Origin of the sequence: Actinomadura sp. HBU206391 (assembly GCF_014323665.1) — a bacterium.
Lineage (GTDB): Bacteria > Actinomycetota > Actinomycetes > Streptosporangiales > Streptosporangiaceae > Actinomadura_C.
This window is the reverse complement of record NZ_JABVEB010000157.1, coordinates 1-13,100: the sequence shown is the minus strand read 5'-3', so window position 1 is coordinate 13,100 and position 13,100 is coordinate 1. Positions and strand designations below refer to the sequence as shown.

The window sequence follows — 13,100 nt, the reverse complement described above, 5'->3', positions numbered from 1 at the left end:
CCCGGCAGGTGCCTGTTGAAGACCGGAACCGCCGGCGACTACCCCGAGGTCATCGAGATCCACAAGCTCAGCGGTGGCCACTGCTCGATGGTCAAGGTCCGAGCGGTGTCGCTGGAACACTTCGAAGGACTGCTGGAACGGCTCGGCAGCCACGGTGAGCTGCGCTCGTCGGTCGTCCTCTCGACGCAATACGCCGGCCGGCCGGTCGAGCGCCCCGCCGAGGAATACCTCAAGGCCACGCCGCACAACGGGTGGACCCGCTAGTCCGGCGACACGCGATTAGGCTGAGACTTATGAGGATCGCGGTCAGCGGCTCCACAGGACTCATCGGCGCGGCGCTGGTACGCGCGCTGCGCGACGACGGCCACGGCGTGATGCGCCTTGTCCGCAGAGAGCCTGAGGGGCCCGATGAGGCCCGGTGGGACCCGTACGGGGACGTCGACACGGCGGCCCTGGAGGACCTGGACGCCGTCGTGCACCTGGCCGGTGCCGGCATCGGCGATCGGCGCTGGACCGCGTCGTACAAGGCCAAGGCGCGCGACAGCAGGGTCGTGGGCACCCGAACGCTCGCCGAGGCTCTCGCCGGGCTGAAGCGGCCGCCGCCGGTCCTGGTGTCCGGATCGGCGATAGGTTTCTACGGCGACACCGCGGGCCAGGACGCCGACGAGTCCGCGCCGATGGGCTCGGGCTTCCTCGCCGAGATGGTCCGCGACTGGGAGGCTGCGGCCGAGCCCGCCGCCCAGGCCGGCATCCGGGTCGTGCATCCCCGTGGCGGAGCCGTTCTGACTCCGCAGGGCGGCATCCTGGGCAGGGTCCTGCCGCTCTTCAAGCTCGGGCTCGGGGGGCGGCTCGGCAGCGGGCGGCAGTGGATGAGCTGGATCTCGCTGCCTGATGAGATCGCGGCGTTGCGCCTGCTCATCGAGCGCGACGACCTCACGGGACCGGTGAACGTCACCGCGCCGGAGCCGGTGACGAACGCCGAGTTCACCAAGGCGATCGGCCGTGCGGTGCACCGGCCCACGTTGTTCGTCGCGCCGCCGTTCGCGCTCAGGGCGGCGCTGGGCGGTTTCGCCGATGAGGCGCTACTGATCAGCCAGCGGATCATCCCCCGGCGGCTCATCGAATGCGGCTTCCCGTTCGAGCGTCCCGACATCGATTCGGTCATGGCATCGGGCCTACGGCCCGGATGAGCGACAGCGGCGACAGCGGCCGCTGCGGCCGTCGCAGGCATCGCCTCCAGCAGGGACCGATACTGCTCCGTACCGCCGGGATCGAGGACATGGTGGTGGGGCACGCCGCCGCATCCGATCCCGAGGCCCAGTACTGGCTGGGGTGGCGGCCGGAGCAGATCTGTCCCGCGCCGGTGCGCGCACAGTGCCTCGAGACGATTCCGCGCGAGGACCGGGCGGCCGGCCGCGGGAAGGCGGGCTCCCATGGCTTCTTCGCCGCGCTCGACCCCGGCAGCGGGCGGCTCCTCGGCATGGTCGGGATCAATCTCGCGCAGGACCGGGAGCGTTACGAGATGGGCGGATGGCTGGCACCGGATTTTCGCGGCCGGGGCCTCGGCGCCGCGCTGTTCCAGGCCGCCGTACGTCTCGCCCATGAGCATCTGGGAATCGTGGAGGTCGCGGCCGGAACCGAGCAGACCAACATCGCCTCGCAGCGGTCGCTGATCGCCGCCGGTTTCGTTTCCGGCGACGGCCCCGACCCGCATATCCTCCCGAACGGACGAGTGATCGCATCGCGGTGGTTCCGGCACGGCTCCGCGGCGCACCTGTGCCGGAAGGGAGGCGTCCGAGAATGGCTGCGAACCCCATGAGCCGATCGGGCGCTCGGGAAGCCGGCGGCCTGGTCCGTCCCAAGAACCGTCAAAGTCGTGGTCGGAAGTCGTCCGCGCGCCCCTACGGTGACCAGTAATCGGCATCAGATCGAGAGCGAGCAATGAGCAATGAGCACTGACGGACAGCCGCACATCCTCGCCATCGGCGGGGGCACTTTCATGCCGAACGACCGGTGCGGGCTGACGCCGAGCCCACTGCTGCGGTACGCCGTGGACCTGACCGGCGTGGACCGGCCACGGGTGTGCTTCCTCGCGACCGCCCTGGGCGACGGCGCCGACAAGATCGCGCGCGCGTACGAGGGCTTCTCCCAGCTCGATGCCGACATCAGCCACCTCGCGCTGTTCCCCATGCCCAATGTCGCCGACATGCGAGCGCATCTGCTGAGCCAGGATCTCGTGTACGTCTTCGGCGGCAGCGTGGCGAACCTCCTCGCGCTGTGGCGGGTGCACGGCCTGGACGAGATCTTCCAGGAGGCGTGGGAGGCGGGCGTGGTGTTCGCCGGGCAGAGCGCGGGCGCCCTGTGCTGGCACGTCGGCGGCAACACCGACTCCTACGGGCCGCAACTGCGGGCGCTGACCGACGGCCTCGGGTTCCTGCCGTACTCCTGCGGCGTGCACTATGACAGCGATCCGCAGCGGCGCCCGCTGCTGCAGCGGCTCGTCGGCGAAGGCACGCTGCCGAGGGGGTACGCAGCCGACGAGTCGGTGGCGCTCCACTACGTCGGCACCGAGTTCGTGCAGGCGGTGTCGTACCGCAAGGGCGCCGCGGCCCATCTCGTCGAGCCCGATGGTTCGGGGGCCGCCAAGGAGACCGTGATCGAGCCCCGGCTGCTCACCGGCCCGTGAGACATAAGCTGGTGCAGTGAGCGACGTTCGTGAGGCAACACAGAGCACCGACGACACACAGCACCCGCCGAACGAGCGGAGCGAACCAAAGAGCACGCGCGACGTTCGCCAGGCAACGCAGAGCACCGACGACACACAGCACCCGCCGAACGAGCGGAGCAGGCTGAGCAGACCTACGGACGCGCGTGAGCTGGTCTTCGTGCACGCGGGCTTCGGGGAGCACGCGGTTCCGTACGAGCGCGGCTGGGACCTGCAGCGGCGTACGCACGAGCGGCGCGCCGCCGATGAGATCCCCGACACGGTGCTGTTGCTGGAGCACCCTCCGGTCTACACGGCCGGCAAGCGCACCGCGCCCGCCGATCGCCCGATCGGCGACCCCGGCGCCCCGGTGATCGACATCGATCGCGGCGGGAAGATCACGTGGCACGGGCCCGGGCAGCTGGTCGGTTATCCGATCGTCCTGCTGCCGGATCCGGTCGATGTCGTCGCGTACGTGCGGACGCTCGAAGAGGTCCTCATCCGGATCTGTGCCGATCTGGGTCTCGAGACCAAGCGGGTCGAGGGCCGCAGCGGCGTCTGGGTGCCCGGAGTGCCCGATCGCAAGGTCGCCGCGATCGGCATCAGGGTCTCGCGGGGCGTGACCATGCATGGCTTCGAGATCAACTGTGACGCCGACATGTCATGGTTCGACCGCATCGTGCCGTGCGGCATCCGGGACGCCGGGGTGACGTCGCTGAGCCTGGAGCTCGGCCGCCCGGTGACGGTCGCCGAGACGCTGCCGCTGGCCGAACGACATCTCGCGGAGGTCTTCGGCGCGGCCGAGACCTTCCATCGCACGACGGCACAGATCAGCTGACCATCGGGTTCCGGCCGTCCCGTCCGCCCCTGGCGGGCGGGCGGCCTCCGATCAGTTCATCACCTTGTAGATCGCCTGGCCGTCGCCGGCTGCGGCCAGGTAGAAGCGCGTGAGGCCCTCGTACGCGGGCCGCAGGTACCGGTCCCTCGCCTCCTGCGGCGGCCGGCGGGCCCAGTGGACGGCGTCCTGCACATCGGCGGCCGCCATGCGGGACAGGTCGTAACGACCGGCGATCCGGTCGAACGGCGTGCTCGCCAGGTGATCGGCCGCGGCCTTCACCCGGTCTGGAGCGAGATAGATCACGTCCATGCCGAGTTCCGCGGCGCCGTCCTCGGTCAGCAACCGGCCCCCGCACACGGCGTCGGCCTCGGGCGGCCGCCCGTCCCAGGCGTCACCGGTCAGCAGATAGTGCAGGCCCTGCCACGCACCGCCCACGTCGAACATCTGGCCGGGGTGATGCCGGCGGCGCCAGTCGGCGGCGCCGAAGACCAGGCGGGCGATACGACCCGGGTCGGGCTCGCCCTCGAGCGACGGCGGCAGCCTGAGGTACGACATCGCCAGACCCACGGGACTTCCTCCTGCATACGACTCAAGCAAGGCAACAGGGAGTCACCCTAGAGAGATCCCTAGCTACGGACGGTGGAAACACCCGAATCGGCCTGCGTCAAGTGGCCCGATCTCCCTGATCGTTACCTCCGCGCAGCCTTGTCGACCCTGTCCTGTGATCTCCCGAGATGAGGCGGGATGACCGGATGGTGGGTCACCGATGTACGAGACGTACGCTAGAGGGCGTGACCACGGTAACCCCAGAAGGACGCAAGCTGCTCAGGCTTGAGGTTCGCAACAGCCAGACACCGATCGAGCGCAAGCCTCCGTGGATCAGGACGCGCTTGCGGACGGGGCCGCAGTACCGGGAGCTGACCAAACTCGTCCGCGACGAGGGTCTGCACACGGTGTGCCAGGAGGCCGGCTGCCCCAACATCTACGAATGCTGGGAAGACCGCGAGGCGACCTTCCTCATCGGCGGCGACCAGTGCACCCGCCGGTGCGACTTCTGCCAGATCGACACGGGCAAGCCCGCCGACTACGACCCGGACGAACCGCGCCGGGTGGCCGAATCGGTGACGTCCATGGGGCTGCGCTACGCGACGGTCACCGGCGTCGCGCGCGACGACCTCCCCGACCAGGGCGCGTGGCTGTACGCCGAGACGGTCCGCCAGATCCACGCGGCCGTGCCGGGGTGCGGCGTGGAACTGCTGATCCCGGACTTCAACGCGGTGCCGGAACTGCTCGCGGAGGTCTTCAGCTCCAGGCCGGAGGTGCTGGCCCACAACGTCGAGACCGTGCCGCGGATCTTCAAGCGGATCCGGCCGGCGTTCCGGTACGACCGCTCCCTGCGGGTCATCACCGAGGCCCGTGCGGCCGGGCTGGTCACCAAGTCCAACCTGATCCTCGGCATGGGCGAGACGCGTGAGGAGGTCTCCCAGGCGCTGCGGGACCTTCACGAGGCGGGCTGCGAGCTGATCACCATCACGCAGTACCTCCGGCCGTCGCCCCGCCACCACCCGGTGGAGCGCTGGGTCAAGCCGGAGGAGTTCGTCGAGCTCGCCGGCGAGGCCGAGGAGATCGGATTCGCGGGAGTGATGTCCGGGCCGTTGGTGCGGTCGAGCTATCGCGCAGGACGCCTCTACCAGCAGGCCCTCGACCGGCGCGGCTGACCGGGGCGAAGGCGTTCGGGACGCACGCCGGCGGTGACGCGCCGCCGGCACGGACGCGCCGCCGGTGATCCACGCCGGGACGATTTCCGGCGGAATCCGGTGGATCGGGCGGGTCCGTTTTCCCCTCGCGGGGTGAATGCTCGTATCCTGCGGTCTATGGCAAACAAGCCCGACGACGGTGCCGAGCGTCCCGGCCGCATGAAGCAGATCCGCATGATCGCCAAGGTTCTCCGCCAGGCGAATCCGAAGGCGCTCCCGCTCGTCTTCGCCGCAGCGATCGGCACTTTGGTGCTGTTCGTCGTCCTGGGGCTGGTCATCGGCCAGATCTGGTTCATGATCCCGCTTGGGATCCTCGCCGCCGTGGCCGTGGGCATGATCGTATTCGGCCAGGTGGCACAGCGGACGCAGTACAAGATGCTGGCGGGCCAGCCCGGCGCGGCGGCCAGCATCCTGGAGTCCATGCGCGGCAACTGGACCGTCACTCCCGCGGTGAGCGGGAACCGCAACCTCGACCTCGTGCACCGTGTGGTGGGCCGGCCGGGTGTGATCCTGGTCGCCGAGGGCCCGTCGACCCGCGTGGGGCAGTTGCTCGGCGCGGAGAAGAAGCGCATCTCCCGGGCGGCGCAGCAGGTGCCGATCTATGACGTCCAGGTCGGCGACGAAGAGGGCCAGATCCTGATCGGCAAGCTGCAACGTCACATGATGAAGCTGCCGCGCAACCTGACCAAGGCACAGGTCGCCGAGCTCAACGACCGGCTCCGCGCGCTCCCCCAGACCATGCAGATGCCCAAGGGCCCCATCCCCAAGGGCGCCAGGATGCCGAAGGCCCCCAAGCCCCGCATCCGCTGAAGAGCCCCCCGCGAGGGGCGGCGGCGGGGTCTTGGACTGAGGAGCGAGCGAAGACTCCGCCTCACAGGCGCCCTGAGCCGCCGCGCCTAAGGCGCGGCAGTTCGAACGAAGCGAGCACGACTAAACGCTTATGACCACGGCGTTTGCTGCGCGGTCGTGCAGGCCGCGGTGATCGCGGTCCCACAGCAGGGCCGGGACCACGAACAGCAGCAGCAGGGTCCGGGCCAGTGACCACACCGGCCCGATCGGCCTGCCGTCCAGCCGCACCACGCGCAGCCCGCAGAGCCGCTTGCCGATGGTGACTCCCAGCAGCCCGGTGAGCACCCACGCCTGGAGCCCGAAGATGCCGGTGGAGGCCCAGCTGCGGGTCAGCTGGTCCCAGCCGAAGGTGCGGGCGAGGAACGCCGCTATCACGGCCGCCAGGAGCAGGTCGACGGCCAGGGCGATCAACCGGCGCCCGTAGCCCGCCACCGCACCGCTGCCGTGCTCGGGCAATCCGAGCCGCTCACCCGGATAGCCGAGCTCCACTCCCGCCGAACGCACTCCGCCGAGCCATGTCCCGGTCCATCCCGACCGCCCGGTTCGCTGTTCCTCACCGCTGCCCATGCGTCAAAGTTATCCGGCCGCGGGGGCCGCTCGGGCAGACCCCCGCGCCTTGCGCCCGGCGGCGGGCGGGCGTTGCGCGGCGCGGGCCCACGAGTCCTCTCCGCGGCCGGGCGGCGCGTGCGGTGGGTCTGACCGGCCGGGACGCGTAGAGTCGACTGGTACCACGCCGGGTTCGCCGCACTCCCGGCGGGAATGGAGTCGCGTAACACAGCCGAAACATATGAGACATGGCAGGGAAATGGCCGCCTCATACGTTCGGTATGCCGAAAAAATGCCCCTGGGAGGTTGGATGTTCAACAACGCCGAAGAGGTCCTGAGCTATATCGAGAGCGAAGGAGTGCAGTTCGTCGACGTCAGGTTCTGTGACCTGCCGGGGACGATGCAGCACTTCACGTTCCCCGTGGAGAGCTTCGGGGCTGAGGTCTTCACTGATGGGCTGATGTTCGACGGCTCGTCGATCCGCGGATTCCAAGAGATCCACGAGTCCGACATGCTCCTGCTCCCAGACCCGAGCACGGCGGTTCTCGACCCGTTCCGCCAGCACAAGACGCTGAACCTCACGTTCTTCGTACACGACCCGCTGACCGGCGAGCCCTACAGCCGTGACCCGCGCAACGTCGCCAGGAAGGCCCAGGACTACCTCCGGGGCACCGGCATCGCGGACACGGTGTACTTCGGCCCCGAGGCGGAGTTCTACATCTTCGACGACGTTCGCTTCGAGACCAAGCAGAACGCCGGCTACTACTACCTCGACTCGGTCGAGGGCGCCTGGAACACCGGCCGCGTCGAAGAGGGCGGCAACCTCGGCGCCAAGCCGCCGTACAAGGGCGGCTACTTCCCGGTGGCGCCGATGGACCACTACACCGACCTCCGCTCGGAGATGGTCCGCAAGCTCATCGACGTCGGCATCACCGTCGAGATGCAGCACCACGAGGTCGGCACGGCCGGTCAGGCGGAGATCGACTTCCGCTTCGACGAGATGCTGAAGACCGCCGACAACCTGATGCTCTACAAGTACGTCGTGAAGAACACCGCCCGTGCGGCCGGCAAGACGGTGACGTTCATGCCAAAGCCGGTGTTCGGCGACAACGGCTCCGGCATGCACTGCCACCAGTCGCTGTGGAAGGACGGCTCGCCGCTGTTCTACGACGAGGTCGGCTACGCCGGTCTGTCGGACTCCGCCCGCTTCTACATCGGCGGCCTGCTCAAGCACGCGCCCTCGCTGCTGGCGTTCACCAACCCGACGGTGAACTCCTACCATCGGCTGGTGCCGGGCTATGAGGCGCCGGTCAACCTCGTGTACTCGCAGCGGAACCGGTCGGCCTGCATCCGCATTCCGATCACCGGCTCGAACCCGAAGGCCAAGCGGATCGAGTTCCGCGTTCCGGACCCGTCCTGCAACCCCTACTTCGCGTTCTCGGCGATGCTGATGGCGGGCCTCGACGGCATCAAGAACAAGATCGAGCCGGTCGAGCCCGTGGACAAGGACCTCTACGAGCTGCCGCCCGAGGAGGCCCGCAGCATCCCGCAGGTGCCCGGGTCGCTCGATGCCGTGCTCAAGGCGCTCGAGGACGACCACGAGTACCTGCTCGAGGGTGGCGTCTTCACCGAGGACCTGATCGAGACCTGGATCAGCTACAAGCGCGAGAACGAGCTGGACCCGATCCGGCTACGCCCGCACCCCCACGAGTTCGAGCTCTATTACGACATATAGTCACTTGTGCGCATAGAGCTCGAACTCACCGTTCGAGAACGAGGGCTCCGGCTTGTGAACTGCTCCCCGGAAGTTGGACTGAGAGCTGCGGACGGTGGCTCAGACCGACACGGTCTCCCGCTCGGGCTCGGCCGACCCGGGGTCGGCCTCGCCCTGGCCGGTGTCGAGCTTGCTCGGCCACCAGACCTTGCCGCCCAGGTCGAGGTTGAGCGCGGTGACCAGGACTGACCGGACGATCATCGTGTCGAGCAACACCCCCAACGCCACTGCGAAGCCCAGCTCGACGAGGAACACGAACGGCAGCGAGCACAGCACCAGGAACGTCGCCGCCAGCACCAGTCCGGCCGACGTGATCACGCCTCCGGTCGAGGTTAGGGCGATCAGCGACCCCTTCCTGGTGCCGTGCTGGGCGGTCTCCTCGCGCACCCGCGTCATCAGGAAGATGTTGTAGTCGATGCCGAGAGCCACCAGGAACACGAAGGCGAACAACGGGAACCCTGGATCCGTATGGGCGAAGCCGGAGTTGCTCTCGAACAGCGGCAGGCGTGTGAACACTTCGGTGAACAACAGCGTCGAGATGCCGAGCGCGGCCCCGAAGGACAAGATCACGGTGCCGATCAGGATCAGCGGTGAGATCAGCGCGCGCAGCAGGAGCACCAGGATCACGAACACCACGACCAAAACGATCGGGATGATTACGCGGTTGTCCCGCTCTGACGCCAGCTTGGTGTCCAGATAGAACGCCGACCCGCCTCCCACGAGCGCATCGGCCCCGCTGACCGCGTGCACTGTGTCCCGGGTCGCCTCGACGATCGCGAAGGCGTCGGTGGACGAGATGTCGGCACCCACCGTCGCCTCGAAGTAGGAACGGTCGTTGCCGATCTCCTGGACCGGTGTCGGTTCTCCGAGCCCGTCGATGCTGGCCACTGCCTCCTGCGCTTCAGGGATCCGGTCGGTGTTGGCTACCACCTGCACGGTGTTGGAGGTGTCGGAGAGGCCGTGGTTGATCAGCAGGGACTGACCCTGGATCGAGTCGAACTTCTTGGTGTAGGCCTCCTCGGTCGACAAGCCCGACGGGTCGAGCTTGAACAGCCCCAGGCACGCGATCAAGAGCAGGCCGGCGGTGACCGCCCAGACCGCACGCGGGCGCTGGGCGATCCGGTTTCCCACGCGCGACCAGAAGCCGTTGCCGGTGGTCTCGGGAGAGCCGAACGCCGGCCGCTTGGGCCAGAAGACCCAGCGTCCGCAGATCACGAGCAGCGCCGGCAGCAGGGTGACCATCACCAGGAAGGTGATGCCGATTCCGACCGCGAGGACCGGACCGAGTCCGGCCGTGGAATTGAGATCGGCGAAGGACAGGCAGAGCATACCGATCACGACGGTCGCGGCGCTGGCCAGGATGGCCGGAGCGGCGCGATGCAATGCGAACGCCATGGCCTCATGCCGGTCCTCGTGGCGACGGAGCTCTTCGCGATATCGCGCGACAAGCAGCAGCGCGTAGTCGGTGCCGGCGCCGATGACCAGGATGCCGAGGATGGACTGGCTCTGCCGTTGACGGTCAGGTCGGCGTTTTTCGCGAGCAGGTAGACGACACCGCCGGAGATCATGTAGGCGAACACGGCCGAGATGATGGGCAGGAGCCACAGCACCGGGCTGCGGTAGGTCAGCAGCAGGATCACGACCACCACGAGCAGCGTGATCATGATCAGGTTGGTGTCGATGCCCTCGGAGGCCTCGAAGGCATCGACCGCCTGGCCGCCGTAGCCGGCCAGGTGCACGATGACGCCGTCTATCGCGGTGATGTCGCGGACCTCGTCGGCGGCATCGGGGATGTCGAGCCAGCCGTTCTCGCCGAAGTTGAACGTGAAAGCGAGATAGGCGACCTGGCCGTCCTCGGACACCAACTCGGGGACGGGCTGCCCTTGTTCGCGCAGGGCAGCGGCGTTGGGCGTGATGACGCCTTGTCGGCCACCACGCCGTCGATCTGGGCGATCTCCTCGGCGTGCTCGTCCATGGCCGCGAAGTCCTCGGGCGTGAGCCCCGAGTCGCGGTGGTAGACGACCAGCGTCGGGATGTCGTTGGGGTTGACGGTGCCGGTGAGCTCCTCGACGACCTTGGTCGACTCGGCCGACCCGGGCAGCCATGACGCCGCCTCGTTGTTCTGGACGTCGACCAGCTTGGCGTTGAGGGGCATCATCACCCCGAGAACCAGGATGGAAGCGACGAGAACGATCCATTTGCTGATGCGGCCGGTCAGTTTTCCGGCGATCTGGCGATGCATGGTGAGACTCCATACGGGGGCGGGGACAGTCGGCATCGGGTTTCCCCGAGAAGCCCGACCGACCGTGGAAAGGCTGTCGAAATCATCGACACCATGGGTAAATGCGGTGTGACTGTCGGGTTTGAGGGCCCGAAGAAGGAAACGGGAGCCTGAGCGGACGTTTCGTCTACCTGCTCCGCCGATGGAGAACCTTCACGAAGTAGGTGACGCCGGGGGGCGCACCCGATAGCGCAGGTGAAGCACCCGGTTGCCCTGAATCACCACGTCGGGATCCTCCAACAGGTGCTGTGCGTTGACCGAGCCGAAGTAGCGCTTGCCGGAGCCGAGCACGACGGGCGCGACGTCCATGCGCACCTCGTCGACGAAGCCCGCGGCGAGGAACTGGCCGCCGACGTCTCCGGCCGCGACCTCGACGGTGCGACCACCCGCGAGCTCCCGCGCCTTGGCCACCGCTGCCTCGATGCCGTCGACGAAGTGGTACGGCGCCTCGGGGTCCCAGCCCTCGGGCGGCGGCCGGTGGCTGACGACGACGACGTGGTCGACCCCAGCCGGCGGCGTCCCGTCCCAGCCGTCGGTGATGTCGAAGACATGGCGCCCGGCGATGGTCACCGCGATCTCGTCCCAGTACGGCCGGACGTAGTCGTAGGAGGCCTGCGACACCTTCAACACACCGCTCTCGTCCAACGCGACCTCACCGCTGACCAGCCACTCGAACAGCGGCCCGGGGTCGTCGTTCTCGGCTGCGATGAAGCCGTCGACCGACACCGACGCGTACATGACTACCTTGCTCATGGGACTCCTCTGATGGGGATGTGTCCCCGAAGTCTGCGGCGCGTCGAGCTGTTCGCTCTTGTAAGAATTCAATCGGCCGGCAACGGCCAGCCGTCGAGCACGTGGCCGGGATGCTCGCGCAGGAAACGCCTCCGGACCTCGACGTACCGGGTCGGCGTGAAGCCGGTGAACTCCCGGAACTCGTGACCGAAGTGCGCCTGGTCGAAGTAGCCGGCGCGAGCGGCGAGGTCTGCCCAGTCGATCGGTTCGGCGGGGTCGATGGCGAGCACGGTGGTGGAGAAGCGGTGCGCCCGGGCCAGCCGCTTCGGCGTGACGCCGATGATCTGCTTGAAGCTTCGTGCCAGATAGGTGCTGCTGACACCTCCCGCCGCGATCAGGTCGCTGATCGCCACCGTCCCTCCGGTCGCCGCGATGGCGGTGCTCACGTGGCGGACCAGATCCAGGCCGGGGGTCTCGCGTACCTGTCGCATCAGCCCCTCCTCGAGCACCGTCAGCAGCTGGTGGGGTTCGTGCACGGCGGCCAGCCGGTCTCGTAGCTCAGCGATGGCGGGCTGACCCCAGACCTGTTCGATCGTCGCCGGCCGGTCACGCAGCTCGGCCGCGGCCATCGGCAGGAACGGTGCCAGCCCCCACGGCTTGAAGTGCACGCCGACGGACCGGCTCGGGATCGGGTAGCCGAACTCCCACGCGCGGGTGGGCGTGCTGACCACGCAGCCGTCGGCGTACTCGGCCGCCTGGATGTGGTTGCCCGCGCGGATGTGGAATGGTGCCCCGAGATTGACGATGAGCAGCGGTGCCGGTGCCGCCGGCAGCAGCAACCGGGCGTACGGCGGCACGCCCTCCAAGTAGTAAAGATCGTCGATCAGGCCGTCCAGCGGCGGACGCGGCACTCTGGACACATACTCCACGCCCACATCATCGCCGACGGCCCGCCTGGCATCGCGCGCCGGGATTGTCGGGCCGCGCCGCCGCCAGCATCGAGCCGGCGCCGATCCCGGACGGGCGCCCCGGCGGATGTCGGGCCCCAACTGCACCCACTTTGTGAAAGCCCCCTTCACAGTCCTACGACGACGGTGGAAGCCCACTGACGTCTGTCACGATGCCGCAAAGACCGCCTTGGCAGCACTCCTCGGGCGACCCTCTGCGCTGTCGCCGCCTACTCGAGTCAGATGCGGGGCGTGCATCCTCGACATGACCGACCCGGTCGGCCTGAGCCAGCCACGGACTCGCACCACATGAAGATCCTCGTCGAGGCGGGGCTTGGCCACCCGCGAACAGCGCGACAAGCGGGCCTACTTCCGAGTGGTGCCCACCGTGCTCACCACACGCGCGAGCGCGCTCGAACCCGCTGCAAAGTGAGCGCCACCGTCGTCCCTCTGCGCGTGCAGCAGGGCCGGCGTCTGTCGCCGGGCGCTGCTTGTTACAAGCGTGGTACAAATAGCCGAAAGTCATCGACGTTTGCGCAGGTCAACATGGGTCAGTCAGTCAGTCAGTACTACGACGTCTGAGCCGCTGAGGGCCTGGCGGAACCTCCGCCGCCGGCGGTCCTCCAGGCACACAGGCAGGTCGTGCAGGCCGTCGACCGTCCCCTCCGCCGT

The 13,100-nt window shown here is 68.3% G+C and carries 14 protein-coding genes and 1 pseudogene; 8 read left to right on the top strand and 7 right to left on the bottom strand.

What is annotated here, in order from left to right; translation table 11 throughout:
• From HKK72_RS28505 to lipB, 5 genes are all read left to right on the top strand, one after another.
• A partial coding sequence (locus HKK72_RS28505) for an Lrp/AsnC ligand binding domain-containing protein (protein ID WP_187237525.1) occupies positions 1 to 264 on the top strand: 264 nt, incomplete at its 5' end.
• Positions 265 to 293: 29 nt separating this feature from the next.
• Entirely contained in the window at positions 294 to 1,190 is an 897-nt protein-coding gene (locus tag HKK72_RS28500; protein WP_187237524.1) for a TIGR01777 family oxidoreductase, read from the top strand.
• Positions 1,187 to 1,819 carry a GNAT family N-acetyltransferase gene (locus HKK72_RS28495; protein WP_187237523.1) on the top strand — a complete coding sequence of 211 codons (633 nt, stop codon included), beginning with the start codon at positions 1,187 to 1,189 and terminating at the stop codon, positions 1,817 to 1,819. Before HKK72_RS28500 ends, HKK72_RS28495 begins: the two co-directional genes overlap by 4 nt.
• A gap of 129 nt (positions 1,820 to 1,948) precedes the next feature.
• The gene (locus tag HKK72_RS28490; protein ID WP_187237522.1) at positions 1,949 to 2,686 is read left to right on the top strand and encodes a peptidase E; all 738 of its coding nucleotides are present in this window, start codon (positions 1,949 to 1,951) and stop codon (positions 2,684 to 2,686) included.
• Positions 2,687 to 2,876: 190 nt separating this feature from the next.
• Positions 2,877 to 3,542: a lipoyl(octanoyl) transferase LipB gene (gene lipB / locus HKK72_RS28485; protein WP_187237527.1), complete on the top strand. Its 666-nt coding sequence runs from the start codon at positions 2,877 to 2,879 to the stop codon at positions 3,540 to 3,542.
• Positions 3,543 to 3,593: 51 nt separating this feature from the next.
• Here the strand turns inward: lipB and HKK72_RS28480 are convergent, their stop codons facing one another.
• Complete coding sequence (locus HKK72_RS28480) at positions 3,594 to 4,109, bottom strand: YfbM family protein (protein WP_187237521.1); 516 nt, start codon at positions 4,107 to 4,109, stop codon at positions 3,594 to 3,596.
• Positions 4,110 to 4,333: 224 nt separating this feature from the next.
• Between HKK72_RS28480 and lipA the strand changes: the two genes are divergently transcribed.
• Positions 4,334 to 5,260: a lipoyl synthase gene (gene lipA / locus HKK72_RS28475; protein ID WP_315987483.1), complete on the top strand. Its 927-nt coding sequence runs from the start codon at positions 4,334 to 4,336 to the stop codon at positions 5,258 to 5,260.
• A gap of 156 nt (positions 5,261 to 5,416) precedes the next feature.
• Positions 5,417 to 6,109, top strand: a complete 693-nt coding sequence (locus HKK72_RS28470) for a DUF4191 domain-containing protein (protein WP_187237520.1) — start codon at positions 5,417 to 5,419, stop codon at positions 6,107 to 6,109.
• Between the two features lie 120 nt (positions 6,110 to 6,229).
• Here the strand turns inward: HKK72_RS28470 and HKK72_RS28465 are convergent, their stop codons facing one another.
• The gene (locus HKK72_RS28465; protein ID WP_187237519.1) at positions 6,230 to 6,715 is read right to left on the bottom strand and encodes an RDD family protein; all 486 of its coding nucleotides are present in this window, start codon (positions 6,713 to 6,715) and stop codon (positions 6,230 to 6,232) included.
• Between the two features lie 289 nt (positions 6,716 to 7,004).
• Here HKK72_RS28465 and glnA point away from each other — a divergent pair, with 289 nt between their 5' ends.
• Positions 7,005 to 8,429, top strand: coding sequence for a type I glutamate--ammonia ligase (glnA, locus tag HKK72_RS28460; protein WP_187237518.1), 1,425 nt, complete (start codon positions 7,005 to 7,007; stop codon positions 8,427 to 8,429).
• A 99-nt stretch (positions 8,430 to 8,528) separates the two neighbouring features.
• Here the strand turns inward: glnA and HKK72_RS42895 are convergent, their stop codons facing one another.
• From HKK72_RS42895 to HKK72_RS42405, 5 genes and pseudogenes are all read right to left on the bottom strand, one after another.
• Positions 8,529 to 9,356: an MMPL family transporter gene (locus HKK72_RS42895; protein WP_410050347.1), complete on the bottom strand. Its 828-nt coding sequence runs from the start codon at positions 9,354 to 9,356 to the stop codon at positions 8,529 to 8,531.
• A gap of 270 nt (positions 9,357 to 9,626) precedes the next feature.
• Positions 9,627 to 10,330: pseudogene (locus HKK72_RS41440) on the bottom strand (MMPL family transporter); the annotation flags it as partial.
• The gene (locus tag HKK72_RS40150; RefSeq protein WP_222721247.1) at positions 10,219 to 10,710 is read right to left on the bottom strand and encodes a hypothetical protein; all 492 of its coding nucleotides are present in this window, start codon (positions 10,708 to 10,710) and stop codon (positions 10,219 to 10,221) included. The pseudogene HKK72_RS41440 and the gene HKK72_RS40150, both read right to left, overlap by 112 nt.
• A 192-nt stretch (positions 10,711 to 10,902) precedes the next feature.
• Positions 10,903 to 11,502: a dihydrofolate reductase family protein gene (locus HKK72_RS28450; RefSeq protein ID WP_187237517.1), complete on the bottom strand. Its 600-nt coding sequence runs from the start codon at positions 11,500 to 11,502 to the stop codon at positions 10,903 to 10,905.
• Between the two features lie 68 nt (positions 11,503 to 11,570).
• Complete coding sequence (locus HKK72_RS42405; RefSeq protein WP_222721246.1) at positions 11,571 to 12,410, bottom strand: AraC family transcriptional regulator; 840 nt, start codon at positions 12,408 to 12,410, stop codon at positions 11,571 to 11,573.
• Positions 12,411 to 13,100 lie beyond the last annotated feature (690 nt).